Source organism: Mucilaginibacter sp. UYNi724 (assembly GCF_054057495.1).
In genome coordinates this window covers 1-2626 of sequence record NZ_JBSRZI010000033.1, presented here as the reverse complement: position 1 = coordinate 2626, position 2626 = coordinate 1, and the positions used below count along the sequence as shown (strand labels likewise).

Below are 2626 nucleotides of genomic sequence, written 5' to 3'. Positions count from 1 at the left end.
TGGATATACCGCTGATATTGACCACCCAATTCCGGCGGAATGTGACCAGTGATTCCGCGTCAAATTGACCACCCCATTCCGGGGCAAACTGACCAGGCATTCCGGGCCAAATTGACCACCCCGAACGAGCAGCTAATGCTGTAGAAGCACCCATCTTTACGAGGTTTAACATAACCTCCAAAAGCATGGCCAACACTACGATTAGCATGAGTAAGATTAGAAAGATAATAAGGATGTACACAAATGGGCGCAGTATCATGTCGATAGCTGCCCAGGCTGATACGTCCCGGAATACCGTTAAGAAGTACCTGGCCTCGTTTAAGAATAGTGGCTTTACGTTTGAGGAGGTTGATGCGCTGAACGATAAGGAGCTGGAGGACTTCTTCGGAAAAAGCAGGGAGATGCCCCCTACAGGCCGTATGCAGTCCATGCTGCGGTGCTTTCCCCATGTAGATAAAGAGCTTAAACGCACCGGCGTTAACCGTCATATATTATGGGGCGAGTATTATAAAGAGTTCCCTGATGGCTATCAGTACAGCCAGTTTTGCTTCTATTACACCCAATGGAAAGCCAGGGTCAACCCGACCATGCACATGGATCACAAAGCAGGTGATAAACTGTATGTGGACTTTGCAGGGCAAAAGCTTAGCATTACCGATAAAGACACAGGCGAGATCATTACCGTTGAGGTATTTGTAGCTATACTCGGAGCCAGCCAGCTCACTTATGTAGAAGCTGTAAGTAGTCAGCAAAAGGAGGACTTTATTACGGCCTGTGAGAATACCCTGCATTATATCGGTGGAGTTCCTGATGCTATTGTCCCGGATAACCTGAAAGCTGCGGTGACCAAAAGCAGCCGTTTTGAACCCACGTTAAACGAAACATTCGCTGACTTTGCAGACCATTACGGCACCACCATACTACCGGCTCGGGCGTTCCGCCCTCGCGATAAAGCATTGGTAGAAGGTGCAGTTAAGATCATGTATACCCGGATCTATGCCCCTTTGAGGAAAGTAGTTTACCACTCGTTAAAGGATCTGAACGAAGCCATAAGGGTGGTGCTCGAAGAGCACAACAACAGGTTCCTGCAAGGCAGGAACTACAGCCGCAGGCAGCAATTCGATGAGATCGAGCGGGAAGCACTTAACCCTTTACCTGTCCTGCGCTATGAGCTTAAAAAGCAGTTCCATGCTACCGTGATGAAGAACGGATATGTTTGTCTTGGGCCGGATAAACATTATTACAGCGTCCCTTACCGGTTTATTGGCAGGAAGATCAAGCTGCTGTATTCCAGTTCTTCGGTAGAAGCCTTTTACCATTATGAGCGTATCGCTATCCATAAACGCACAAGGGGACTATACCTTTATACAACTGAGAAAGACCATCTGGCTTCCACCCACCAGTTCGTGGCCGACTGGTCAAAGGATAAGTTCCTGGGCTGGGCCTCATCCATCCATGAAGATGTCAGGCTTTATATCCATAATATATTCGATCGTAAACAACATCCCGAGCAGGCTTATAAGTCCTGCCTGGGTATCCTTGGCTTCTCCCGAAAAGTAGGTAATGAACGCCTGATCATGGCCTGTAGAAGAGGCCTCCACTACGGTGTTTATAACTACAAGACCATTCATATGATCCTCGAAAAGAAGATGGATCAGTATGAGGAAAGCCTGTTCGCGGATGAACTGCCTATGCCCAGCCATGATAATATCAGAGGCGAAGACTATTACAAATAACCTTTTAAATAACCAATGAAATGAACACAAACACGTTAGACAAAATGCGGAAGCTCAAGTTCTTCGGCATGTACCATGCTTTTCAAAGCACACTGGAAACAGGTAAAACAGAGGATTATACAGCAGATGAGCTACTGGCGCACCTGGTGGATGCAGAATGGGATGACCGCCATAACAGGCGTATCGAGCGGCAGATCTATTACGCCAAGTTCCGCTACAAAGCCTCTGTAGAGGACGTCCACTATCATGCCGACCGAAGTATTGATCGCAACCAGATCATGCGCCTGGCGGACTGTACGTTTATTGAGCGCAATGAGAACCTGCTGATCACAGGGAGCACAGGCATCGGCAAAAGCTATATTGCTTCCGCTATCGGATACCAGGCCTGTACACTCGGCTACAGGGTCTTTTACGCCAGTACACCTAAGTTATTCTCCAAGCTTAAAATGGCCAAAGCTGATGGCTCCTATCTCAAAGAAGTAGCAAAAATAGAACGGCAAGAACTACTGATATTGGATGACTTCGGTATTCAGCCTTTTGATGCGCAAAGCAGGGCTGCCCTGATGGAGATCATTGAAGACAGGCATGGAAAGACCTCACTGATTATTACCTCACAGCTACCTGTAAGTAAATGGTATGATGTGATAGGTGAAAAGACAATTGCTGATGCTATCCTGGACCGGATCGTACACAGTGCACACCGTATCGAGCTAAAAGGAGAATCCATGAGAAAGAAACGAAGAACTGATGATAAAGAGGTAAGTTACCAATAACCACTTTTAATAACTAACTTTGAAAACGCTTTTACAGCTCTCGCTGCTATCGTTCGCCAGCTAATTGCCTGGTCAATTTGCCACGGAATCAGGTGGTCAACATCCCCGGAATATCAA

Annotated in this window: 2 protein-coding genes; both read left to right on the top strand. The window is 46.9% G+C overall.

What is annotated here, in order from left to right:
- Nucleotides 1-206: 206 nt before the first annotated feature.
- On the top strand, nucleotides 207-1736 hold the full coding sequence (gene istA, locus ACVW0P_RS22165) for an IS21 family transposase (protein ID WP_457134006.1): 1530 nt from the start codon (nucleotides 207-209) through the stop codon (nucleotides 1734-1736).
- Nucleotides 1737-1756: 20 nt separating this feature from the next.
- Complete coding sequence (gene istB, locus ACVW0P_RS22160) at nucleotides 1757-2509, top strand: IS21-like element helper ATPase IstB (protein WP_354431475.1); 753 nt, start codon at nucleotides 1757-1759, stop codon at nucleotides 2507-2509.
- Nucleotides 2510-2626: the final 117 nt, after the last annotated feature.

Bases quoted from the DNA above. Each gene is read 5' to 3' on its own strand.
- istA (WP_457134006.1), top strand. From the start codon at position 207: ATGAGTAAGATTAGAAAGATAATAAGGATGTACACAAATGGGCGCAGT.
- istB (WP_354431475.1), top strand. From the start codon at position 1,757: ATGAACACAAACACGTTAGACAAAATGCGGAAGCTCAAGTTCTTCGGC.